Raw genomic sequence first — 21,332 nt, 5'->3', positions numbered from 1 at the left:
GTGCCTGACCATCCATATCGTTCTAGTGATCTGACGGCCAGGTAGCCAGCGCCTGCTCGATCACCATGTCCAGCATCTCCCGACTGAAGCCTGCCTTGGCCTGCACCGCCATGCCGTGGAGGACCGCACATACATACGCTGCCAATACCGCGCAGTTGGCCGTTGCAGGAAGGTCCCCCTCTCGCTGAGCTCGCTCGAAGCGCTCACGCAGAGCCGTTTCACCGGCGGCACGAGCGTCGATGAGCGCCTGCCGGATAGGCTCCGCATCGTCCGAGCCGGCAATCGCCCCGTGAATGCCTAGACATCCAGTGTGCTCTGGGTAGCGGGTGTTCAACTCGACTGCGCTGCGCAGGATGTGTTGCGCCACTTGGCGTGACGTAGGCTGATCCAGCGCAGCGGGGAAAAAAGCAAGGTAATGCACGTAGTAGCGCTCGAGAGCACGCAGGAAGAGCGCTTCCTTGTTACCGAAGGCCGAGTAGAGGGCTGGTCGCTCGACGCCTGTCGCCTGCGTCAGGTCGGTATATGACGCACCTTCATACCCCTTGCGCCAGAAAACGGTAAGCGCAGCGTCGAGTGCCTGATCCACGTCGAACTCGCGATGACGTCCCATCTTGTTACCTCACTCATTTCATAACGATCGATATTAAATCTCTTGACGCGCCAAGTCCAAAAACATAACGTCCGTTATCGTAATGACCATTACACTACCAAGAACATCACTCATCGATACGAGGTTTCATATGCAAAAGCCATTGTCAGGCAAGGTGGCGCTGGTTACTGGTGGCTCTCGCGGCCTGGGTGCCGTCACGGCGCAAGCGCTTGCTGACCAGGGGGCGGATGTTGCAATCAGCTACGTGGCCTCTGCCGACAAGGCAGAGGCAGTGGTGGAAAAACTCAAAGCCAAAGGCGTTCGTGCCCTGGCGATCAAGAGTGATCAGGCCGATATGTCTGCTGCGAAGCCCCTGGTCGATGAGGTGCTCGCTCACTTCGGCAAACTCGACATTCTCGTCAACAACGCCGCCATCGCCGTGCAGGGCAAGACGGTTGACGATCCCGCTCTGGACATCGAGAACCTCGATCGGCAATGGCAGATCAATGTCATGGGCTCGGTGGCGGTTACCCGCGCGGCCGCTCCTGCTCTTTCGAACGGCGGGCGGATCGTCTTCATCGGTTCTCTGCTGGGTACCCATGTGCCCTTCCAGGGTGCCGCCGATTACGCAGGCTCCAAGGCTGCCCTCATTGGCTACGCCAAAGGCGTTGCACGCGATCTGGGCGGTCGCAATATCACGGTGAATGTCGTCCAGCCCGGTGTCATGCCCACCGACATGGCTTCAGAGGTGCTGGGTGATGATGGCGCTCCCGCCGCATTGCTTGACCTGCATCCGATACGCCGCATCGCTACGCTTGAAGAAGTATCAGCCGTGGTCTGCTTCCTGGCCGGCCCCAATGGCAGTTACATGACTGGTGGAGTGATTGATGTGGCGGGTGGATTGAGCATCTGACGCCACAGCCTTACCTCCCCTTCCACAAGATAAACGGTGAGATAGCCGTGCTCTTCTGCACAGCTATCTCCCATAGCTGAAATAGAACATATGACTACCATTGGCATCATCGGGGCCGGCGAAGTCGGCAGCCAGATTGCACGCGCCGCCATCGCGAGCGGCTACAACGTTGTCATCGCAAACTCTCGTGGCCCCGAAACGCTCAAGGATCTGATCGATGAGTTGGGACCATCTGCGCGTGCTGCCACCGCAGCGCAAACAGCCGCACAAGGCGATTTCATCGTCATAGCCGTCCCGCTGAAATTGGTCAACGACATGCCGACTGTAGAACTGGCCGGTAAGATCGTGATCGACACCAACAACTACATGATCTGGCGAGACGGCCACTATCCGATGATCGATTCGGGCGAGAAAACCGCTCACGAACTCCGTCAGTTGCAGCTTCCTGACTCAAAGGTAGTAAAGGCGTTTACACATATCCAGGCACCTCGGATCACGCTCTGGAACAGGCCAAAGGGCTCACCGGAGCGCCTTGCCCTGGCGCTCTCCAGTGACTATCCAGAGGCTGTGGAATGGGTGACGCAGCTGTACGATCAGTTTGGTTTCGACGCCGTCGATCACAGCCCTCTGAGCGAGTCCTGGCGCAATGCGCCTGGTCAGCCCGCCTGGCGACAAGACCGACAGACCAGGGTCGAACTCACCGCCAATCTTGCCAAGGCAGATCCCGCACTTACCACAAATGGTGGTTAACGCCTTTCCACGCGCCTTCCGGGTTATCAGAAAGCGCGCCAAGTAATGGCCCAAAGTCACAGCTAGCTGACCCAAGGCGCAAGCTGTTCAGATCACCTCGACGACAAAGCCCTACGTCTGCCGCCGTGGGACACAAAAGAGCTCAACAACAGGGGCACCCCTTCAGCTTTCGCTTGTGGTGGGGCTGCAAGAACGGAGTCACCAGCAGCATCAGCGCCCCTACCGCCACCAACAGCCACAAGGCCGACTGGAAGTGACCCGCACTGTCACGTAGATATCCCACGAGCAACGGACCGGCAGCGCCGACCAGATAACTCTGCAACATCACAAAGGCAGTCCAGGCGCCAGCCTCCTCAGGTGTCGAAGCATTGTCCAGCGGCAAGGTCATGCCCAGGGTGAAGGCACCTCCGGTGCCAAAAGCCGCAATCGCAGCAGTCACCAGCGGCATGGCATCAGGCGCAACCGCCATCGCCAGGCTGCCCAGCAAGGCGATGCTGGAGCTCGCGGCAAGCAACAGACGTCGATCATCGCTGCGGCTGAGCAAGCCAAATACCGGATTGGCCAGCATGAATCCCAAGGTGTAGCTGGCCAGGATCAAGCCAGCCGAACTGGCGGTCTCGCCACGCTCGATATACATCGGTGCCAACCAGGCGATCAGGGCGTAGAACACTAGGTTGTTGCAGGCAAAGAACAGTGCGATCAGCCAGGCCGTGGGATTGCGCAGCGGCATCCTGGGCATCTGGGTCGAAGAGGTAGATACCGGCGCTCTCAGGCTCCGATGCTCGATGCCCGCCCAGGCCATGATCGCCAATAGTGCCGGCAGTACCCAGAAACCACCCGCCCAACGCCAATCACCAATCAACTGATCGATCGGGCCGGTCGCCACCGCAGCGACCGTGCTGCCCAGACCGATGGCCGTTGCATAGATACCCATGAACAACGCGATACGATTCGGCGAGCGCGCCTTCACGTAGCTGGAAAACAGGGTTCCGGCGACCGCAATGCCCGCCCCGACCGCCGCAGTACTGGCAAACAACTGTCCGATAGAGCCAGCCAGCGCACGCAAGATGATCGCGGCGCCCAGCACAATCAGCGCCAGCAGGATGATCCGGTCCCGCCCAAATCGATGCGCCAGCCAGGGTGCGGGCAATGCCAGCAATCCCATCAGCAAGGTTGGAATCGCGGTCAGCAGCGAGGCCTGGGTATGAGTCAATCCCAACTCGTTGATTATCGACGTCAGCAATGGCCCCATGGAAACGATGCCAGGGCGCAGCGTAAGCGCGACGAGCAGGATACACAGGACCACTGCTGCGACCGACGGAGCACGGACCTCGCTGCCAGCCAAGGCTGGATGCGCCAGGCCAGGCGTAACATCGCGTTTGGTCGGTACGGATTTGACAGACATGACGAAGACTTCCTACGCAGTGAGCAGTTACGCAAGCGTGTCCTCGTACACTCGCGTCGAGGACACGCCGCCAGATGTGAACGTCAGCCCGAGTAGGTCGGGTAGTCCGTCAGGCCCTTCTCCGCGCCACCATAGACAGTGGCAGGATCCAGCGGGTTGAGCGGCCAGCCATTGGCGATGCGTTCGGGCAGATCGGGGTTGGCGATGAAGGGACGACCGAATGCGATCAGGTCTGCCAGGCCCGCCTCGATCAGCCGCTCACCACGCTCGGCGGTATAACGACCGGCATAGAGAATCTTCCCGCTGAAGTTCGCGCGTACGTCGCGACGGAAGCTCTCGGGCAGGTCCGGTGCGTTGTCCCAGTCCGCCTCGGCGATCGACACATAGGCCACACCTGCGGCCTCGAGTACCTTGATGGCTTCGATGTAGGTGGTATGCGGGTCCTCTTCGACCAGGCCGATGTACACACGATCCTGATCAGTGCTGCTGAACAAGGGAGTGAAGCGCACACCAAGACGGTCCGCCCCTACCTCAGCGGCTACGGCTTCCACGATCTCGCGCAGGAAGCGCAGACGATTCTCCAGCGAGCCACCGTAAACATCATCACGTTGGTTGGAATGTGCGGAGATGAACTGGTTGACCAGATAGCCGTTGGCAGCGTGAATCTCCACGCCATCGAAACCAGCCTCGATGGCATTGCGTGCCGCCTGGGCGTACTGCCCGACCAGATCGCGGATTTCAGCCAACTCCAGTGCACGTGGAAGCGACGGCTGAACCAGTTCGCCAACACCAGGGCCGGTCTGAATGAACGCCTTGACCTTCTGCGCCTGAATGGCGGATGGCGCCACGGGCGCCTGCCCCCCAGGCTGAAGCGCATTATGGGAGACGCGACCAACGTGCCAGAGCTGGGCGAAGATCACTCCACCTTCGGCATGCACCGCCTTCGTCACCTTACGCCAGCCATTGATCTGAGCCTGGCTATAGATACCCGGCGTCCAGGCATAGCCTTGGCCGCGCGGTTCGATCTGGGTGCCCTCACTGACCATGAAGCCGGCACTGGCGCGCTGGCGGTAATAAGTGGCCATCAGATCAGTCGCGATATCACCTGGCTGGGCGCTACGCTGGCGAGTCAGCGGCGGCAGCACGATGCGGTTCTTGAGGGTGATGCGTCCCATGTCGATGGGGGTAAACAGAGCAGCGTGTTTCATGATTTCTATCCTGAGGTTCAGGCGCCGGCACTTATCGACAGGCGCAAGGGCGCGGATGGGCGCACCTGGCGCCCAAAGGCTTGATGATTGGGAGTGCGGCCCCTCTGCTCGAGAGGCCGCTCAGGCGTTACTTCTTGATCAACACGGTTTTCGGGTTGGTGAACAGCAGGCGGCCTTCATGGCCGTGCTCAGTGCCGATGCCCGACTGCTTGTGGCCACCGAAAGGAATATCGATGCCTTGTGTGTGGATCTCGTTGACCCAGACCATCCCCGTTTCCAGGCGATTGGCCACGGCCACCGCTGCCTGGGTATCACGCCCCCAGACAGAACCACCCAGGCCGAATGGACTGTCGTTCGCACGGGCTACAACGTCGTCGACATCGTCATAAGCGATGATCGGCACGATCGGCCCGAACTGCTCCTGCTGCACGATCATCGAGCTCTCTGGTGGGTTGTCGACCACGGTTACCGGGATGAAATAGCCAGGACGGCTCTCGTCTATCTCCCCTCCCAGCGCCACCTTGTAGCCATTGGCCTTGATGTCATCCAGGAAGCTGCGAACCTTGTCGTACTGCATCTTGTTCTGGACGGGGCCAACGGTTACAGCTGGGTCGAGACCGTCGCCCATGACCTGTTGCTGCGCATACTCGACGAACGCTGCCACGAACTCAGCGCGATAACTGCTGTGCACGTAGAGGCGCTTGATGCCCACACACCACTGCCCCGAGTTACCGATAGCGCCCCAGTACAGCTGCGGAATGATCGCTTGCCAGTCGGCATCAGGCATGACGATTGCCGCGTCGTTGCCGCCCATTTCCATGGTCAGCCGCTTGACGGTGCCTGCAGCCGAACGGATGACGTGCTTACCCGTCTCGGTGGATCCGGTGAAGCTGATCTTGGCGATATCCGGGTGAGCAGTCATTTGCGGGCCCAGTTCGTTACCACCTGAAACCACGGAGAGCACACCAGCAGGCAACACGGACTGGGCAATCTGTCCAAAGCGCAAGGTGGTGAGGGGTGTGAATGGCGACGGTTTGATGACCATGGTGTTGCCAGTGATCAGCGCCGGCGCCACTTTCCACAGCGCCAGCAGCACCGGGAAATTCCACGGCGTGATCGCACCGACCACCCCCAGCGGCGTGTGATGCAGCTCCACGATGTGGTTGTCGTTCTCCTCGACGATCTCCACCGGAATACGTCGTGCAGCAATCTGGCGAATCCACGAGATCGCTTGGTCGACCTCCGGCTCGGCCATGGTTGTCAGCGGCTTGCCTTGTTCCAAAGTCAGCAAGCGAGCCAGTTCATCGCGGTGCTCCTGAAGCGCATCGGCATAGGCATCCAGATAGCTCTGGCGCTGCTCGTAACTCAAGACCGACCAGGTCTTGAACGCGCCCTTGGCAGCAGTGATCGCCGCCTCCAACTGCTCAGGCGAACCCGACGGAGCCTTGGCGAATACCTGGCCAGTCGCCGGATTGAACACATCGAAATGCGCATCGGTGCTGACCAGCTTACCGGCGATGGACAGGTAGTACGGACCATCGAAAACGCTAGTAGGGCGGGATTCTTTCTTGACAGTAGACATTAGCTTATTTCCTTGAAATTAAATGAAAATCTAGTGATTTCAATGATCAAGACAACTTTCTTCAGGCAGCAGAAATCCCGTCACCCAAAAGGCGACTGCTGCTGCGGTGTTGTTATGCGGTAGCGTGCGCGAAGGCGCTCAGAGCGGGCGCAAAATGTGCCCGCTCATTGCTTGCACGGGTTCGTCTGAACCCTGCAGATTGCGCGAATCAAGCCAGCAGTTTGAGCAAGGCGTTGGCAGCAGACTCGGAACTGGCGGGGTTCTGACCGGTGACCAAGCGCCCATCGACGACAGTGAACGGCTGCCAGTCGCCGGCCTTCTCATAACGTGCGCCAAGTGCCTGGAATTCGTCCTCGATGAGGAAAGGCACCACGTCGGTCAACTCTACAGCGGCTTCTTCGCTGTTGGTGAAACCAGTCACCCGGCGACCTTTGACCAGCGGCTCGCCATCCGCAGCCTTGACGTGGCGTAGCACGCCCGGAGCATGGCAGACGAAGCCGATTGGCTTGCCGGCGCGCTCGAAGCTTTCGATCAGGGCGATGGATGTATCCGACTCGGCCAGATCCCACAGAGGGCCATGGCCACCCGGGTAGAACACCGTATCGAAATCCTCAGCCTTCACCTCACTGAGTTTCACCGTACTGGCCAGGGATTGCTGCGCGGCCGGATCGGCAGCGAAACGGTGGGTCGCCTCGGTCTGGAAGTCCGGCAGATCACTCTTGGGATCCAGAGGCGGCTGGCCACCTGCTGGCGATGCCAGCACGATGTCTGCACCGGCGTCCTTGAACACGTAGTAAGGGGCGGCGAACTCTTCGAGCCAGAAGCCGGTTTTCTCGCCGGTGTCACCCAGCTTGTCATGGGATGTCAGTACCATCAGAACTTTCATGATCATTGCCTCATATTGAGCATTGCATTGGTTTCGACCGACCCTTGCCGGTCATGGGTTCACTGGTTATCGAGAAGACTTCGTGTCTGCAGCAGGGCCTCTTCGAACGCATGGGGAGTACGGGTGATCTTGGTCATCACACTGGCCCCCAACCACATCGCATAGAGCCTCAGTGCCAACTGAGCGGGCGCAGCAACGATCGTTACCGTGCCCTCCTCCACGCCTCTGCTGATCGCAGCCTCCAGCCGCTCGACGATCTGCGCGGTACCGCGCTGAAGTGCCAATCGCATCGGTTCGGAAAGATCGGCAACTTCAGCGCCCAACTTCACGGCCAGGCATTTACCGCACTCGATCTGACTGGTCTGATTGGAGATCCACAGTTGCCAGTAACGCATCAGCGCGTCATGGGCGCTGGTTGCTGGGTCCTGAAAAATACGATCCATGTCAGCCAAATAGGTCTCGAAGTAGTGCTCCAGCAGCGCCGTGCCGAACGCGTCCTTCGAAGCGAAGTAGTGGTAGAAGGAACCCTTCGGCACACACGCGGCATTCAGCACCTCATTCAGCCCAACAGCAGAGAAACCTTTGCGGGCGATAATCGATTGGGCGGCGTCGAAAATGCGCTGCCGGGTCTGGTTGCTGTCAGTGGTTGTCATGGCTGCTTGCCTCAGTAGACCAGTCGTCTAGTTCGTTGTGGCCATGTTAGGAATCGCCACCGACAGCAGCAATGTCATATCCGCAAGGATTTCGGACATGCACGGCAAGCGAGTTGCGCGAACCCTCCTACCCTCCGACAATCGCTCAATGACCGCAGAAAGGAAATGATCGATGCATACCGTGGCGTTGGTGGTTTACCCGCAATTCCAGGCGCTGAGCCTGTCGGTCGGTTCCGTCTTCGAGTGCGCCAACCTCCTGCATGGCGAGCCAGTCTACGGATTCACGCTGGTATCCGAGGCAGGTGGAGCCGTGATGTCGTCGCAAGGTTTCTCGGTCAATACCGAGCCTCTCGGCTTAGCTGGCTATGACACCATCATCGTCAGCGGCTACCTGGAGTTGGGTGAACCCAGTCCCGAGCTGCTGACCTGTCTATCCAGCGCCAGCTCACAATCGCGGCGTATTGCATCACTGTGCACAGGCGTCTTCGTGCTCGCCGAAGCCGGCCTACTGGAAGGCAAACGGGTCACGACTCACTGGTTGCACGTGCCCGAGTTCAAGAAACGTCATCCCACCGTCAGAATCGATGATGATCGGTTGTTCGCGGTCGACGGGCAGATCTGGACGGGGGCAGGCATGAGTGCCGGAGTGGATCTGGCCCTTGCAATGGTAGAGAACGACCTGGGCCCTGACCTGGCCCGCCGCGTGGCCCGCAAACTGGTAATCGCCCAGCGCAGAGGCGCCGAGCAATCACAGCTTTCGGCGCTACTGGAGATAGACCCAAAATCCGACCGCGTGCAACTGGCCATGGCCTATGCGCGCGAAAACCTGCGCAGCGATCTCTCGGTCGAGGCGCTGGCAGATGTCGCGCGACTAAGCCCTCGCCAGTTCAGCCGAGTGTTTCGCGAGGAAACCGGGAAAACGCCGGCGAAAGCAATCGAAAGCCTGCGAATAGAGGCCGCGCGCGTGATGATGGAGACGAGCCGTCATCCAGTAGAAGTGATCGCCCGCGAGACCGGTTTCGGTGACCGCGAACGTATGCGCCAGGCGTTTCTCCGTGCCTACGGCAAACCGCCGCAACTGATGAGAGATGAGCTGTACGAAACAGCTAATGGCCATGGCTGAACTCTCTGATCAAAGCCCACCACCGATAGGTATAGTGACCACGCAAAAAAACGCTGGGGCAAAAATTGGAAGCAGGCGAAAACCATCAGGCATAAAAAAATCCAGTCACTGCTAGATGACTGGATTTTTAGGGTTTTTTGGTCGGGACGGAGTGATTCGAACACTCGACCCCTTGCACCCCATGCCGGAGGTCGATCCAGCAAGATATTGATTTTATTAGAGTATTTTTGAGCGCTCGCTGCAGCCACTGCCCTACTCTACCCAACGGCTATAAAAGCGTTTCCCTAATCCCTTAAAGAGCTATCACTTGCCCCAGAATCAGCAGCCCAGGAACCCAACCGGTGAACACCGCGCAGAGCAGCGTAAAGAATGCGACCTGTCGCTGAATGTTGCGAGACATTCCCAGCAGCAGAAAAAAACTAAACCACAAAACCGTCCAGGCGACCCAGTTCACTGCATTCCAGAGACCGAACCCGCCGCCTAGCTCTCCAAGCGACTGAACAGCCATAGTCCCAGCCGTAACGCTGACAAACAAGCAGAACCACCCAAGCCCCTTACCATCTGCGCCAAGGAACTGATTCGCCGCAACCCAGAGATAGGTGAATGCAAAGAGTAACGTGAACGCGCCGGCTTTTACTGAACCAGCATCAGCTGCTCCGCCAAAAATCATATAAAAGGCCACTAGCAGACTTAACGTACCGACAAATATATTGATTACCGCCACTTCTCTTCCGCTGATTTTACCCATCAGCCAAATACTATTTACAAACAGCACTGCACCTACGTAAAGCAGTATTAATCCAAGCATAATCATAAACCTCTTGTTTTTATTGTGACGTGATTACTTAGCCGCACTTATGCTTCTTCAGCACACCTTGCGCGACCTTCAGGATGGGCTCTCGACTCTTCATTGCTTCGTGCGACAGAAATGAATGGGCTTCACTTTCCTCCCAGTTATGTAATTTCATTAACAGCACTTTCGCTTTGTTGATATCTACCTGACTGGTCAGACGTTCTTGAAGCTGTTCATTCTTCTGCTTCAGTTTGGCCAGTTCCTCGCTAACACGCCGGGCAGAAACCAGCGCAGGAAGAATTCGGCGGGCATCCAGGGGCTGGATGATCACACCGTGACACTCCAATTCGATGATCTGCGACAGAACTGCCGGACTTTCGTACTCCACCAATGCAACAACAGTGGTCCGCGAGTGGCTCGCCGTGATCAGCCCGCTGATTTCTTCATGATGCCGGTTCTGGAAGATGCCCGTGAAGATGACATCCACATGCACATCAAATTGCTCCGGCGGTGGCCAGCACTGACGCACAGAGCACCCGATCCTTATGAGCTGTAGGACCAGTGCATCGCTGACATCTCCCGGTGGATTGAGTACCATCACTTGGAGTTCCCGAAGCGTGCCGAGGATCGAGGACGCGCTCATGGAAGCGCTGCTCCAGGCATGCTGGCAGACCAATCATCCAGGTTATGCACGACGACGTACGGGTCCGGCTTGATAGGCTGCGGTGACTGCCACTTCACCTCGAATTTCCCACGGCCATCGATCTCCGCGATCCGAGACGTCAGGTGGGTATGGTTGTTTTGCTGTTCAACCCATACCGGCCCCTGAGGAGCCTCAAACTTCACGCTATAGAGGTGACGCTGAACGTCCTCCACACGCCAACTCCCAGTGAACTGCATCGCACGCCCTAGCATGAGGGTCTGACAGTAAGCCGCCTCTGCCCAGGCAGTTATCGTGACATCCGCTGGGAAGAATGCATTGCAGGCTTGAACGAAAGCACGGCTGGCGGGCGTATCGATGCTTGAAAAATAGGGAGCCACCACGACGTGCCCTTCAGCCACGTCAGTTGCCATCTTCGCCACTTCCGCTTCGCTGGTCGTTAGGCTAGCAATCGGAGGGCGTTGCGAGTCGCCATATCGGCTAGCGATGGCCCGATACAACTCGGCCGTCCCTGTACCCACTACCGTGGAAAACACCACATCTGCTTGCGCCTTAACGATGCGATCCACGGCGTGCAGCAGATCTTCATCGGAGGGGTACAGCGGGATGTAAATCTCCTCTAGCACCTTGCCGCCATGCTGGCGGTACAGATGGCGCATCACATGATTGCTTTCACGGGGATAGATGTAATCCGAGCCCACGAACACTACCCGTTCACCGTAGTGCTTGATCAGGTAGGCAGCCAAAGGGGCGCTGTTCTGGTTTGGCGCAGGACCGCCGTAGATGATGTTGGGAGAGTATTCAAACCCTTCGTATGGAGTGGGATAACACAGCAAGGCATCGGTCCGCTCCACGACCGGCATGACCGCCTTGCGCGTATGGGACATGTAGCACCCCACCAGCAGCTGTACGCCCTGGTTGCGAATGAAATCCTCGGCGCACAACCGATATCGGTCTGGATCGCCCCCTGGATCGTGGGACAGAACCGCGATCTCGCGTCCATTGACCCCACCTTCTCGGTTGAGTTGGTCAATGGCAAGCAAGGCACCGTATCGCTGGGAACGCTCTATATCGGCAGTTACACCAGTCTCGGAGAACAGCAGACCAATCGCTGGTTGCTCTTTATGTAATCCCATCTGACATATCTCCAAAAATCACAGGGCATTCAGCGCAGAACAAATCCGATCCTACCCTGCTCCAACCGCGCCAAGTAGGTAGCAGGAGGCCCGCCTACCCCTGGCGCGTGATATTCCAGTAAGTGCTCAGCCAACGGGACCTCAAGATGATGACGGACGCTGCGGCGCAAGGCGCGCGCCCCGAACTGGCGGTCGAAACCAACATGGGCGAGGGTTGTCACAACTTCAGGTGCCACATCCAAGCAGCAGTGATGCTTCGCAAGCCGGCGGTTCAGGCGGTGCACCTCTAAGGCGACAAGCTGTTCGACGATATCCCGCTCGATCCAGTTGAATGTAATGATGCTGTCGATGCGGTTGATGAACTCCGGGGCAAAGGCTTTCAGGAGTTTGGCGCGTACGAGTTTGTCGATACCGCGCCGACGTGAAGCGGCACTCGACGGGAACAAGCGTCCCGGAAATCGCATCCGGCGCTCGTCATAGCGTTGAATTTCATGAGCCGCAAGGTTGCTGGTCATGAAGATCAGTGTGTTCCGGAAATTGTAAGTCCGTTCGCCGGAGGCGACGGTGAGCATGCCATTGTCCAGGACATTGAGCAGGGCCTGCACCACCTCCGAGCTGGCCTTCTCCAGTTCATCGAACAGCACGATCCCAGGGCGTCCAATGGTGCCCTCCAACTTGTCCTGATCCAGCAGGGTCGTACCCTCCTTGGCTCCAACGTAACCCGGTGGAGCACCGGTTAGTGCTGCGGCGTAGTGCTCTTGGGACAAGGTGTTCATGTCCACCCGGCAAAATGCATCAGCATCACCGTGAAGCGCTCGGGCCAGTGCACGCACAATCTCCGTCTTGCCGACACCGGTGGGACCAAGAAACAAGGCGGTAAACAGTGGTCGCCGGGGATCGGTGATGTCTGCCCGGACCACTTTGAGCATGTTTTCAACTGCGCGCAGAGCCTGGTCTTGCCCGAGAATCTCGCCTCGCAGGCAGGACATGATGGTGGGAATGTCGAAGCGATACCGGCTTTGCAACACCGTGTGATTGGACAGATGTGCCTGGACCACATCTTCTACGGCGAGGTTCTCGCTAGCCAAGGCCGTTTCCTGGGCTTTTTGCCGGCGAGATTGCTCCAGCATGTCGTTGAGAAAAGGCATAAGGACGCCCCCTTTTTCGTGATGGAGAATTCGTGTGGCAGCGAGCCGCTCTGGGGTAATGCCAGAACGGCTCGCCGCCCCGCCTGCTATAGCCGATTAGGCTTCCTTCTCCATCCCTTCATAGGGGAGCCGCCCCACAGGGCATTGAGCAACGCCCGCAGTCGAGCGAGTGATCCGCTCAACGTTTTCACGCGCTTTCTCGGCGTCATTGACCCAGGTCTTGTAGAACTCGAATGGGCACTCAGCCAGCCCCTTGTCGCCCTCACCCGAGTTACTCATACCGGTGTAGCCGCGATGCAGGATCTTGAACAGATGGTTCTGGGACTGGTCGTTCGCCCGTGCGTCACGAATCTGCGAGACGGACAGCTGGGCATACTGAATCCCCATCTCCTCCTCGCCACACTCACCCAAGGTGCGGCCGTCGAAACCGATGATCGCGGAGTGGCCGAAGTAGGAGTACACGCCGTCGAAGCCAGCTGCGTTGGCCACCGCGACGTAGCTGTTGTTCGCCCAGGCCATCGCTTTGGCCATAAGCACTTGCTGATCCTTGGCCGGGTACATGTAACCCTGACAACGAACGATCAGCTCAGCGCCCTTCATCGCGCAGTCACGCCAGATTTCTGGGTAGTTCCCGTCGTCGCAGATGATCATGCTGATCTTCAGGCCTTTCGGCCCTTCGCTTACGTATGTCTGGCCACCGGGATACCATCCCTCAATGGGGCACCACGGGATGATTTTGCGGTACTTCTGGACGATTTCACCCTTGTTGTTGATCAGCACTAGGGTGTTGTACGGTGCCTTGCGCGGATGCTCCTCATGGCGCTCGCCGGTCAGCGAAAAGACACCCCAAGTATTGGCCTTGCGGCACGCCCTGGAGAGTATTTCGGTTTCGTCCCCTGGAATACTGACAGCGGTCTCCATCATTTCCGCATTGTCATACATGATGCCCTGTAAACTGTATTCTGGGAAAATCACAAGGTCCATTCCAGGAAGTCCTTGCTTCATCCCAACAACCATGTCGGCGATCTTCTGGGCATTAGCCAGAACTTCTTCCCTAGTGTGAAAACGCGGCATTTTGTAGTTGACGACGGCCACACCGACTGTGTCATTACTGCTGGAAATATCACCGTGACGCATAATTAACACCTCTTGTTTTTGTTTTTTGCGGACGAAAAAAGGCCCTCCCGGGGAAGTCCCAGGAGAGCCCATTTGCTCTTTGGCTAATTTATGTAGAGTGGTTTAGCGACATCGACGCTGATGCGCTGAACCTGATGTGCAAATTTATAAGCGCTCACCAAAAAAGCTGTCAAGCCCTGCGTGAGAAAAAGGTCCTAATGCGCCGCTGGAATGAGGGAATAAACGCTTCTACCACGGGCCACTCAGCCGACTTTCCAAGGATCAACTTTCGACGCCCTCTCCACCGGATTATGCAAAACGACAATCCGCCTCGGAACATCTGGGAGCAGGTCAAGACAGCACAGGACCTCCGCCACGTGTCGGTTTGGAACCTCAGGTAGCAGATACGTTTTAGCCGGTTCGAACCGGTTAACGGGTGGTGACGCGCTAGTCTGCCACCAAATCTTTCCCTGTTTAAAAATAGGGGTTCTTGCCCCCTCAAAATCAAGAACAATAGTACGCCCTGCTCGACAATGGAATCGGCTTCAGCTTGGCACCGCGGAAGCCGGTGATCGAGCAGAAGCTCGGGCAGAGCGTATCGGCAGTGATTCACGGCAACAGCGCGTCATGGCAACTGGGTCGCCAGCGTGGGCCGTCGATTGGTTGAGCAACAGGCGCCGGGGCTTATACCAGCGCCGGCACCTGCTGCAGCCACTGCTCGAACTCGCGGCTCTGCTGCATGCCTTCCTTGGCTGCGTAGTAGACCAGCCGCAGGTGGCGATCCTCGTCGATGGTCAGCGTGGTGTGTTCGAACACCACCTGGCCGACCGATTCGATCTTCAGGTGGCGGATCCCCTGGCACGAGCCGTGGATGTCTTGCTGCCGCCACCATTCCCTGAAGTCCGGCGAGGCCTTCTCCAGGTCCTTCACCAGCGCGGCGATATCCGGATCCTGGGTCGCCCGCACGAAGTCGCGGCGGAAGCTGGAGAGTATCTGCAGCGCCTGCTCATCCCAAGGGTTGAACAGCTCGCGCATGGCCGGGCTGGTGAACAGCATCCACAACAGGTTGCGGCGATCCGCCGGCAGCGCGGAGAAGCCGAACACCCGATCCGCTGCACCGTTCCAGGCCAGCACGTCCCAGCGCAGGTTGAGCACGTAGGCCGGGCTGATGGGCAGGTCGCCCATCAGCCGGTGAATCAACGACGGAACGATGCACCAGGTTTTCCCAGGCTCTGGCGGCAAACGCTGGTGAGCCAACAGGAACAGGTGGCGGCGCTCGGTGGCGTCCAGCTTGAGCGCTCGTGAGAGGTTGTCGAGAAAGGTCGCGGACACGCTGATGTCCCGCCCCTGCTCAAGCCAGGTGTACCAAGACAAACCGACCCCGGCCAACGTGGCCACCTCCTCGCGGCGTAGCCCGGGCGTACGCCGCCGATTACCGGCGGGCAGGCCCACCTCCTCCGGCGAAATGCGTTCGCGGCGACTACGCAGGAATTCGGCCAGCTCTACCCGAGTGCGTTCAGCTGTGCGAGGCGCGCTCATCCAGTTACCTCTAGTACTAGGATAAACAGTCAAATTGTAACCCCTATAAATCCCGAGAAGAATAGCCCGACCTGGCCACGAATGCCCGGGCCAGGGCTCTTGCTAGACGAGGAAGTCAGCAGAGATGTGTCACCCATTTGCTAAGGAGATAAACGGATGTACCAAGCCCTTCTTCGGGAACAACTGGAGACATTGAAGTCCTCCAACCAGTACCGCATCTTCACTACTCTGAGCCGCATCTGCGGCCAGTACCCGCTGGCCAAACTGGACGGCTGTGAGCAAGAACCGGTGGTGGTCTGGTGCAGCAATGACTACCTCGGGATGTCGCAACATCCTGCAGTGCGCGAACAGATGCACGACGCGTTGGAGACCTACGGAGCGGGCTCCGGCGGATCGCGCAATATTGGCGGCTCACACGAGGTGTATGCCAGTCTGGAAGCAAGCCTGGCTGACGGGCACGACAAGGAGGCGGCGCTGGTCTTCCCCACCGGCTTTGGCTCCAACGATGCCACGCTCCAGTGTCTGCTGCGGCGTATCCCCGATTGCGTAGTAATCAGTGACGAACTGAACCACGCCTCCATCGTCAACGGCATTCGCTCCACACCCAACGAGCGCGAGATCTTCCGCCACAACGATGTCGAGCATCTGGAGCAGATCCTCGCCAGCTACCCGCAGGGTCAGCCGAAGATCGTGGTGTTCGAGTCGATCTACTCGATGGGCGGCGACATCGCCCCTATCGCCGAAATCGTCGCGGTCGCCAAGCGCTATAACGCCCTCACCTACCTCGACGAAGTGCACGCCGTGGGCATGTACGGGCCCACGCGGCGCCGGTATCGCGGCCGAACTGGGCGTAGCCGATCAGGTGGACATCATCCAGGGCACCATGGCCAAGGCCATCGGCGTAATCGGCGGCTATATCGCCTCGACCCAGGTAATCGCCGATGCCGTGCGCTCCTTCGCCACCGGTCTCATCTTCACCACCTCGCTGCCGCCGGCGATCACTGCAGGCTGCCTGGCCAGTGTCGAGCATCTCAAGGCCAGCCGCTTCGAGCGCGTTGGCATCCGAGGTGTTTGCTGCGAAGGTGGCATGAGATGGAGCAGTCCTTCCTCACCGTGCGCCCGGCGACCCAGGCCGACCTGGCCAGTTTGGTGGAACTGCGTGCGTATCTGCTGGACGGCACCAACGCCAGCTATTCGAGTAAGACGCCGGAGGACGCTGCGCGCTGGCGGTCGGCCTACCGCACCTGGCTGAGCAGCCGCCTGAACAACAGCGACTGCGTGCAGATCTTCGCCGCCGAGCACAAGGAGTCCGGCCAGTTGCTGGGCTGTGCGACCGCCATCATCGACCAGCGCGCGCCGGCGCCGGGGTGCCTCAACGGCCTGTCCGGCTGGGTGCAATCGGTGGTGGTCGAGCCGCAGTGGCGGGGCCGTGGAATTGCCAAGCAACTGATGCAGCACCTACTGCGCTGGTTCGCCAACCGAGGTGTCGGCTGCGTGGTGCTGCAGAGCACCGCGGCGGCCGGCACGCTGTACCAGGCCCTGGGCTTCGCCGTCAGCGACGAGCGCCTGCTGATTCGTCAGGAGGCCTCAGCATGAAGATCCTGATCATCGGCCTGGGTTACGCCGGCAACCGCTACCGCCGCGCCTTCGAACATATCGCCACGAGTACCGGTCTGCCGCTGTCGCTGGCCTATGTCGGGCGCCGGCAGAAGGAGACCGAACTGCCCTACTTCGACAGCGTCGACCGGGCGCTGCAGGTATTTGAGCCGGACATTGTGGTGGTCAGCGTCAACGACCACAGCCATGCCCCCGTACTCAAGCAACTGGCCGGCTACCGGGGCTTCGTGCTTTGCGAGAAGCCGCTGGTCACGCCAGGTGACGAGCTGGACGAGCTGCTAGGTGCGCTGGATCAGGTCGGCGGCTTTGCCCTGGATCTGGTGGAGCGTTACTCGGACGCAACCCAGCAGTTGCGCGACTGGGTCGAGCGTCATGACTGGCAACTGATACGTGCCAGCTTCCACTGGGGCAAGGACCGTATCAACGACTACCGCCCGACCTGCGGCGTGACCAGCGAGGTGATCCATGCCCTGGATCTGGTCGGCTGGATCTGCCCGCGCGCCGGCCAGCTCCAGCTCGAAGGTGTGCTCGGCGTGCGCTCGGACTTCTCGATCTCCGGCGCAGAGGTGCTCGACACCGTGCAACTCACCGCCAGCCTGGGCGAGGCGCCGGTCACCGGTTACGCCAGCTTCGTCAACATCGTGCGCCAGCGCACCGTGGACTTCAGCTTCGTCGATCGCGATGCCCGGCTGATCCATGCGCGCCTGGTGTTCGATACGCCGCGCTGGGATCACGACCAGTTGCGCATCTGGACACGCGGTGCCAACGGCTCCGAGGAGCTGCTGCACGAGTTCGCCACCGCCCCCGACGAGCCAGGCCTGGACACCCTGCACAAGCTCTCGCGGCTGTGCCGGCAGGTGGTGCGCGCCGTGGCACTCAAGGAGCCGCCACGCCAGCCCTTCGCTGGCCTTGATACCGCCGTGGCGCTGCAGCGCCTGCTCAACGAGCTCGACACCCATGCCCAAACCCCAGCACCGGCGCGCTACGTCCATGGCGAGACGCGCGTGCTGCTGGCCGAGGACAGCGACCTGGAAAGCCTCGGGTAACCCAATCACAAGGAGAACGACTATGTGTGGAATCGCTGGATGGCTGTCCTACAGCCAGAACCTGGAAACGAAACGCGACACCCTGCAGCGCATGACCGACACCATGGCCCTGCGCGGGCCTGATGCCGGCGGACTGTGGATCGACGGCCCGGTCGGCCTGGGTCATCGGCGTCTGTCGATCATCGATCTGGAGGGCGGCCGCCAACCGATGACGGCTATGCACGGTGGCCCGCGCGAGGTCGCCGCGATCACTTACAGCGGCGAGGTCTACAACTTCCGCGAGCTGCGCACCGAACTGCAACGACTTGGCCACCATTTCGAGACCCGCAGCGACACCGAGGTGGTGCTGCGTGCCTATGTCGAATGGGGCGAGGCTTTCGTCGAGCGGCTCAACGGCATGTATGCCTTCGCCATCTGGGACCTGCGTTCGCAGGAGCTGCTGCTGATCCGCGACCGCATGGGCGTCAAGCCGCTTTATTACTTCCCCACCGCGGACGGTGTGGTGTTCGGCTCCGAGCCCAAGGCGCTGCTGGCCAACTCGCTGGTACCGCGCAAGGTGCGCGCCGATGGCCTGCGCAAAATCCTGGAGATGGTGAAGAGGCCGGGCCATGCCGTGTTCGACGGCATGCGCGAGGTGATGCCGGGCGAGATCGTGCGCATCAACCGCCAGGGCCTGGGCCGTCGCCACTACTGGAAGCTGGAGGCACGCGAGCACGAACACACGCTGGACGAGACCATCCGCCACACCCGCGACCTGCTGGAGGACATCGTCGATCGCCAGATCGTCGCCGACGTGCCGCTGTGCAGCCTGCTCTCCGGCGGCCTGGACTCCTCGATCATCACCGCGCTGGCTTCGAAGAAGCTGCTCGCCGCCGGCAAGGTGAACATCCGCTCCTTCTCCGTCGACTTCGTCGACCACAGCAGCGGCTTCACCGGCGACGCCGTGCGCGGCACTCCGGATGCGCCCTTCGTGCGCGACCTGGTGGAGAAGATCCGCTCCAGTCACCAGGAGATCGTCCTCGACAGCCGCGAACTGGCCGACCCGGCGCTGCGGGCGCAGATCGTACGCGCCCTCGACCTGCCGCCGGCCTTCTGGGGCGACATGTGGCCATCGCTCTACCGGCTGTTCCAGGAGGTGCGCAAGCACTCGACGGTGGCGCTGTCGGGCGAGAGCGCGGACGAGGTGTTCGGTGGCTATCGCTGGTTCCACGATCCGGAGGCGATCCAGGCCGACACCTTCCCCTGGCTGGCCTCGGTCACCGGCAAGTACTTCGACGGCAAGACCCTATTCGACCCGGGCCTGCTGGCCCAGCTCGACATGCACAGCTTCCTGCGCGACAGCTACGCCCAGGCCATAGCCGAAGCACCGGTACTGCCTGGCGAGAGCACGGTCGACCAGCGCATGCGGCAGATGAGCTACGTCAACCTGACCCGCTTCGTGCAGACCCTGCTCGACCGCAAGGACCGCATGAGCATGGCGGTCGGCCTCGAGGTGCGGGTGCCCTTCTGCGACCACCGCCTGGTCGAGTACGCCTTCAACATCCCCTGGGCGCTGAAGGCCTTCGACGGGAGGGAGAAGAGCATCCTGCGCGCGGCGACCCGCGACTTGCTGCCGGACTCGATCAGCGAGCGGGTCAAGAGCCCCTACCCCTCGACCCAGGACCCGGCCTACGAGCAGGCACTGCGTGATGCCCTGGCCGCCATCCAGGCGGATCGCAACGCGCCGGTAGCGCCCCTGCTCGACAGCGGCCGTATCCAACAAACCCTGGCCAAGCCGCTCGGCAGCGTCTCGCCCATGTACGAGCGCATGGGCATGGAGCTGGCGGTCGGCCTCAACACCTGGCTGAACGAGTACGACGTCAGCCTCGAACTCTAGTCCCCAACCGGATGTGGCCTCGGTGCGGGGCCACATCCATTCGCTGTACCACCCACGCGTTCCTGCAACGCAAGCGAGTCCGAGCATGCACACACCCAACCAATCCCCCATCTACCTCATAGCGCTGGGGGCCTTTGCCCTCGGCATGGCCTCCTATGTCACCGCCGGGTTGATCCCGATGATCGAGGCCTCGTTCACGGTCTCCGTCGCGGTGGCCGCACAGTTGGTCACCGCCTTCACTCTGGCTTATGGCCTGGGTTCACCGATCTTCGTGGCCCTGACGCCGGCGCATCGCCAGCGCGCCGGCTTGTTGCTGGCCCTGGGCCTGTTCGTCATCGCCAACGCCGCCAGCGCGCTGGCCGAGAGCTTCACCGCACTGATGGTCTGGCGCGCCATCGCCGGTATCGGTGCCGGCGTCTACCTGGCCATGGGCATCGGTGCCTCGGCCGCGGTATCCACCCCGGAGCGCCGCGGCAAGGCCATCGCCATCATCATGGGCGGCATGGCCAGCGGCGTGGTGCTGGGCGTTCCGCTCAGCCTGCTAATCGCCGAACAGCTGGGCTGGCAGGCCGCCCTGTGGCTGGTCACCCTTCTCGGCCTCGTGGCGTTCTTCGGCCTGCTGCTGAAGCTCCCTTCCCTACCGGCAGCCACCGCCACCACGCTGGGGCAGAAGCTGGCGATCCTCGGCGACGGCCATGTGCTGGTCATCCTGCTGGTCTCGCTGCTCGCTGCCATTGCCAGCCTGGGCATGTACACCTTTATCGCCCCGCTGCTGGCTGACCCGGCCTACGGCGCGGTGCGTTCGGTCACGCCCTATCTGTGGGTCTGGGGCATCGGCGGTGTGCTGGGCAGCTTCCTGATCGGCCCGCTGGTGGATCGAATCAAGGGCCCGGTGCTGACCTTCGCCATCATGCTGATCCTCGCCGCGTCGCTGTTCGTGCTGCCGCTGACGGCCGCCCTCAGCACCTGGCTGGTGATGCTGCCCATCGCCCTGTGGGGCGCGGTTGGCTGGGCACTGCAGGTGCCGCAGAACAACGAGCTGATCTTGGCGCGCCAGGCCCAGGGCGACGGCAACCTGGCCATCGCGCTGAACGAGTCGGCGCTCTACTTGGGCAGCGCCATCGGCGCCGCGGCTGGCGGCTTCGTACTGCTGTTGCAGCTGCCCACCTGGACCTTGGCCGCAAGCGCCGGTGGTGTCGCAGCCCTCGGTGCCCTGCTGCAGATCGTCAATCTGCGTCGCCATCCGACCTGGAACGGCGACGTGCAAGCCGAACCCTACAACTGACGGAGG

General features: G+C 60.4%; 19 protein-coding genes and 2 pseudogenes. 9 read left to right on the top strand and 12 right to left on the bottom strand.

The features are described 5' to 3' along the window. Positions 1-22 precede the first annotated feature (22 nt). Positions 23-610 carry a TetR/AcrR family transcriptional regulator gene (locus tag BLR77_RS19055; RefSeq protein ID WP_074680733.1) on the bottom strand — a complete coding sequence of 196 codons (588 nt, stop codon included), beginning with the start codon at positions 608-610 and terminating at the stop codon, positions 23-25. A gap of 130 nt (positions 611-740) precedes the next feature. On the opposite strand from BLR77_RS19055, the gene BLR77_RS19050 reads away from it, so the two are divergent. Further along, positions 741-1,502, top strand: a complete 762-nt coding sequence (locus BLR77_RS19050) for an SDR family NAD(P)-dependent oxidoreductase (protein ID WP_074680731.1) — start codon at positions 741-743, stop codon at positions 1,500-1,502. Between the two features lie 90 nt (positions 1,503-1,592). Next, positions 1,593-2,252, top strand: a complete 660-nt coding sequence (locus BLR77_RS19045) for an NADPH-dependent F420 reductase (protein WP_074680728.1) — start codon at positions 1,593-1,595, stop codon at positions 2,250-2,252. A gap of 142 nt (positions 2,253-2,394) precedes the next feature. Here the strand turns inward: BLR77_RS19045 and BLR77_RS19040 are convergent, their stop codons facing one another. The 5 genes from BLR77_RS19040 to BLR77_RS19020 form a co-directional block, all read right to left on the bottom strand. Continuing rightward, positions 2,395-3,657 (bottom strand): MFS transporter, encoded by a 1,263-nt coding sequence (locus tag BLR77_RS19040; protein ID WP_083366089.1) that lies wholly within the window; start codon positions 3,655-3,657, stop codon positions 2,395-2,397. A gap of 83 nt (positions 3,658-3,740) precedes the next feature. Then, complete coding sequence (locus BLR77_RS19035; RefSeq protein ID WP_074680726.1) at positions 3,741-4,865, bottom strand: alkene reductase; 1,125 nt, start codon at positions 4,863-4,865, stop codon at positions 3,741-3,743. Between the two features lie 127 nt (positions 4,866-4,992). Then, a complete protein-coding gene (locus BLR77_RS19030; protein WP_074680724.1) occupies positions 4,993-6,447 on the bottom strand; it encodes an aldehyde dehydrogenase family protein in 1,455 nt (484 codons plus the stop codon). Between the two features lie 208 nt (positions 6,448-6,655). Next, entirely contained in the window at positions 6,656-7,333 is a 678-nt protein-coding gene (locus BLR77_RS19025; RefSeq protein WP_074680757.1) for a type 1 glutamine amidotransferase domain-containing protein, read from the bottom strand. 59 nt (positions 7,334-7,392) lie between these two features. After that, positions 7,393-7,986, bottom strand: coding sequence for a TetR/AcrR family transcriptional regulator (locus BLR77_RS19020; protein WP_074680722.1), 594 nt, complete (start codon positions 7,984-7,986; stop codon positions 7,393-7,395). Positions 7,987-8,158: 172 nt separating this feature from the next. Here BLR77_RS19020 and BLR77_RS19015 point away from each other — a divergent pair, with 172 nt between their 5' ends. Beyond that, on the top strand, positions 8,159-9,109 hold the full coding sequence (locus BLR77_RS19015; protein ID WP_074680720.1) for a GlxA family transcriptional regulator: 951 nt from the start codon (positions 8,159-8,161) through the stop codon (positions 9,107-9,109). 292 nt (positions 9,110-9,401) lie between these two features. Here BLR77_RS19015 and BLR77_RS19010 read toward each other — a convergent pair whose 3' ends face one another. The 5 genes from BLR77_RS19010 to BLR77_RS18990 form a co-directional block, all read right to left on the bottom strand. Then, positions 9,402-9,920: an AmiS/UreI family transporter gene (locus tag BLR77_RS19010; protein ID WP_074680755.1), complete on the bottom strand. Its 519-nt coding sequence runs from the start codon at positions 9,918-9,920 to the stop codon at positions 9,402-9,404. A 34-nt stretch (positions 9,921-9,954) separates the two neighbouring features. After that, positions 9,955-10,545, bottom strand: coding sequence for an ANTAR domain-containing response regulator (locus tag BLR77_RS19005; RefSeq protein ID WP_074680718.1), 591 nt, complete (start codon positions 10,543-10,545; stop codon positions 9,955-9,957). Continuing rightward, on the bottom strand, positions 10,542-11,699 hold the full coding sequence (gene amiC, locus BLR77_RS19000) for an aliphatic amidase expression-regulating protein AmiC (protein ID WP_074680716.1): 1,158 nt from the start codon (positions 11,697-11,699) through the stop codon (positions 10,542-10,544). The genes BLR77_RS19005 and amiC overlap by 4 nt, the downstream gene beginning before the upstream one ends. Positions 11,700-11,728: 29 nt before the next feature. Next, positions 11,729-12,847 (bottom strand): AAA family ATPase, encoded by a 1,119-nt coding sequence (locus BLR77_RS18995; protein ID WP_074680714.1) that lies wholly within the window; start codon positions 12,845-12,847, stop codon positions 11,729-11,731. Between the two features lie 96 nt (positions 12,848-12,943). Then, positions 12,944-13,984, bottom strand: coding sequence for an aliphatic amidase (locus tag BLR77_RS18990; protein WP_074680712.1), 1,041 nt, complete (start codon positions 13,982-13,984; stop codon positions 12,944-12,946). Positions 13,985-14,480: 496 nt separating this feature from the next. Here BLR77_RS18990 and BLR77_RS18985 point away from each other — a divergent pair. Then, positions 14,481-14,630 (top strand): annotated as a pseudogene (locus tag BLR77_RS18985) (DUF3363 domain-containing protein); the annotation flags it as partial. Positions 14,631-14,647: 17 nt separating this feature from the next. Here BLR77_RS18985 and BLR77_RS18980 read toward each other — a convergent pair. Next, positions 14,648-15,502: a helix-turn-helix transcriptional regulator gene (locus tag BLR77_RS18980; protein WP_074680710.1), complete on the bottom strand. Its 855-nt coding sequence runs from the start codon at positions 15,500-15,502 to the stop codon at positions 14,648-14,650. A gap of 156 nt (positions 15,503-15,658) precedes the next feature. On the opposite strand from BLR77_RS18980, the pseudogene hemA reads away from it, so the two are divergent. From hemA to BLR77_RS18955, 5 genes and pseudogenes are all read left to right on the top strand, one after another. Beyond that, positions 15,659-16,556, top strand: a pseudogene (hemA, locus tag BLR77_RS25905) (5-aminolevulinate synthase); the annotation flags it as partial. Between the two features lie 38 nt (positions 16,557-16,594). Next, positions 16,595-17,098: a GNAT family N-acetyltransferase gene (locus tag BLR77_RS18970; RefSeq protein ID WP_083366092.1), complete on the top strand. Its 504-nt coding sequence runs from the start codon at positions 16,595-16,597 to the stop codon at positions 17,096-17,098. Then, positions 17,095-18,165, top strand: coding sequence for a Gfo/Idh/MocA family oxidoreductase (locus BLR77_RS18965; RefSeq protein ID WP_074680706.1), 1,071 nt, complete (start codon positions 17,095-17,097; stop codon positions 18,163-18,165). Before BLR77_RS18970 ends, BLR77_RS18965 begins: the two co-directional genes overlap by 4 nt. Before the next feature lie 22 nt (positions 18,166-18,187). Then, positions 18,188-20,041, top strand: coding sequence for an asparagine synthase (glutamine-hydrolyzing) (gene asnB / locus BLR77_RS18960; protein WP_074680704.1), 1,854 nt, complete (start codon positions 18,188-18,190; stop codon positions 20,039-20,041). A gap of 85 nt (positions 20,042-20,126) precedes the next feature. Continuing rightward, positions 20,127-21,326, top strand: a complete 1,200-nt coding sequence (locus BLR77_RS18955) for an MFS transporter (RefSeq protein WP_074680703.1) — start codon at positions 20,127-20,129, stop codon at positions 21,324-21,326. The last annotated feature ends 6 nt before the right edge of the window (positions 21,327-21,332 follow it).

Source organism: Ectopseudomonas alcaliphila, assembly GCF_900101755.1.
GTDB classification, from domain to species: Bacteria; Pseudomonadota; Gammaproteobacteria; order Pseudomonadales; family Pseudomonadaceae; genus Aquipseudomonas; species Aquipseudomonas alcaliphila.
Note: the sequence above shows the minus strand (reverse complement) of the source record. Positions and strands in the feature narration are given on the sequence as shown.

Bases quoted from the DNA above. Each gene is read 5' to 3' on its own strand.
- BLR77_RS19055 (WP_074680733.1), bottom strand. From the start codon at position 610: ATGGGACGTCATCGCGAGTTCGACGTGGATCAGGCACTCGACGCTGCG.
- BLR77_RS19050 (WP_074680731.1), top strand. From the start codon at position 741: ATGCAAAAGCCATTGTCAGGCAAGGTGGCGCTGGTTACTGGTGGCTCT.
- BLR77_RS19045 (WP_074680728.1), top strand. From the start codon at position 1,593: ATGACTACCATTGGCATCATCGGGGCCGGCGAAGTCGGCAGCCAGATT.
- BLR77_RS19040 (WP_083366089.1), bottom strand. From the start codon at position 3,657: ATGTCTGTCAAATCCGTACCGACCAAACGCGATGTTACGCCTGGCCTG.
- BLR77_RS19035 (WP_074680726.1), bottom strand. From the start codon at position 4,865: ATGAAACACGCTGCTCTGTTTACCCCCATCGACATGGGACGCATCACC.
- BLR77_RS19030 (WP_074680724.1), bottom strand. From the start codon at position 6,447: ATGTCTACTGTCAAGAAAGAATCCCGCCCTACTAGCGTTTTCGATGGT.
- BLR77_RS19025 (WP_074680757.1), bottom strand. From the start codon at position 7,333: ATGAAAGTTCTGATGGTACTGACATCCCATGACAAGCTGGGTGACACC.
- BLR77_RS19020 (WP_074680722.1), bottom strand. From the start codon at position 7,986: ATGACAACCACTGACAGCAACCAGACCCGGCAGCGCATTTTCGACGCC.
- BLR77_RS19015 (WP_074680720.1), top strand. From the start codon at position 8,159: ATGCATACCGTGGCGTTGGTGGTTTACCCGCAATTCCAGGCGCTGAGC.
- BLR77_RS19005 (WP_074680718.1), bottom strand. From the start codon at position 10,545: ATGAGCGCGTCCTCGATCCTCGGCACGCTTCGGGAACTCCAAGTGATG.
- amiC (WP_074680716.1), bottom strand. From the start codon at position 11,699: ATGGGATTACATAAAGAGCAACCAGCGATTGGTCTGCTGTTCTCCGAG.
- BLR77_RS18995 (WP_074680714.1), bottom strand. From the start codon at position 12,847: ATGCCTTTTCTCAACGACATGCTGGAGCAATCTCGCCGGCAAAAAGCC.
- BLR77_RS18990 (WP_074680712.1), bottom strand. From the start codon at position 13,984: ATGCGTCACGGTGATATTTCCAGCAGTAATGACACAGTCGGTGTGGCC.
- BLR77_RS18980 (WP_074680710.1), bottom strand. From the start codon at position 15,502: ATGAGCGCGCCTCGCACAGCTGAACGCACTCGGGTAGAGCTGGCCGAA.
- BLR77_RS18970 (WP_083366092.1), top strand. From the start codon at position 16,595: ATGGAGCAGTCCTTCCTCACCGTGCGCCCGGCGACCCAGGCCGACCTG.
- BLR77_RS18965 (WP_074680706.1), top strand. From the start codon at position 17,095: ATGAAGATCCTGATCATCGGCCTGGGTTACGCCGGCAACCGCTACCGC.
- asnB (WP_074680704.1), top strand. From the start codon at position 18,188: ATGTGTGGAATCGCTGGATGGCTGTCCTACAGCCAGAACCTGGAAACG.
- BLR77_RS18955 (WP_074680703.1), top strand. From the start codon at position 20,127: ATGCACACACCCAACCAATCCCCCATCTACCTCATAGCGCTGGGGGCC.